The sequence below is a fragment of the Vibrio sp. Vb1554 genome (genome assembly GCF_033344235.1).
In genome coordinates this window covers 1-1,071 of sequence record NZ_JAWPOJ010000422.1, presented here as the reverse complement: position 1 = coordinate 1,071, position 1,071 = coordinate 1, and the positions used below count along the sequence as shown (strand labels likewise).

At 44.4% G+C, this 1,071-nt stretch carries 1 protein-coding gene and 1 tRNA gene; one reads left to right on the top strand and one right to left on the bottom strand.

The window, feature by feature from the left end; genetic code table 11:
* Positions 1–250 precede the first annotated feature (250 nt).
* A complete protein-coding gene (locus R8N28_RS26770) occupies positions 251–364 on the top strand; it encodes a winged helix-turn-helix domain-containing protein (RefSeq protein ID WP_318183864.1) in 114 nt (37 codons plus the stop codon).
* A 527-nt stretch (positions 365–891) separates the two neighbouring features.
* Here the strand turns inward: R8N28_RS26770 and R8N28_RS26765 are convergent.
* Positions 892–968, bottom strand: a tRNA-Asp gene (locus R8N28_RS26765).
* Positions 969–1,071: the final 103 nt, after the last annotated feature.

Below are 1,071 nucleotides of genomic sequence, written 5' to 3'. Positions count from 1 at the left end.
CCTTAATGTCGACTTAAAAAGCTCACAAGTCAGCAAAAATCCATTCCAAATGAAAATGAGCCTGCTGGCCCTTGCTCATCTCAAATGATGTATATTCACGCACACAAATCGTCAAGTTTCTCAAGGTAAGTCGAACTAGTATCAATAAATGAGTTCAAACCTTTCTTGAAGAAGGGCTAGAAGAACGGTAAGAAAAGCCAATAATACACAAGGCGGACGACTGACTGTTTTCGATATCCACGCTTATATCATGAAAAAATTTGGCAAGCACTACCGCCCTGACTCTATCTATTACCTGCTCGACCACATGGGCTTTTCATGGATAACTTCCCGCTCAAAACACGACAACACACTTATGGACTGAAAAAGCAACTCGCCCAAGAGCCGTGAAGCAATAACAATTTGAGTATGCTTATCTGTTCGGCTCAATCTGTCCCAGAAAAGGAATCGGTGAGGCTATCGTTGTCCCTTGGGTTAATAAAGACATCTGATAGAGCACTTAAAAAAAATATTGGCAGTCACGGAGGAGGGACGTCACGTCGTCGTTGTAATGGATGGTGCAGGATGGCATACAGAAGAAATTGCCAATGACTTTAAATGTCAGTGTAATCAAACTTTCTCCCTATTCTCCAGAGCTAAACCCTATCGGACAAGTATGGAGTTGGTTGAGGCAACCAATCTTTTACGGATTACGACGACATCATCTCCAAAGTCTGCGATGCATAGTATCGGTTTTTGGATTGCTCCAAAAGAGTCACCAAAATATGCTCGAGAAGATGGATAGACCTGACCAGTTAATTTTCCAGATTGGTATGACTTCTCTTGGAAGGGAAAATGACAGCCCCTAAAACGACAAAAGCCCTGCTATTTCTAGCAGGGCTTTCAAATAAGTGGCGGAGCGGACGGGACTCGAACCCGCGACCCCCGGCGTGACAGGCCGGTATTCTAACCAACTGAACTACCGCTCCGCACTGGTTAGACCTAAGTCTAAATTTAAAGCCTGGCGATGTCCTACTCTCACATGGGGAAACCCCACACTACCATCGGCGCTATTTCGTTTCACTTCTGAGT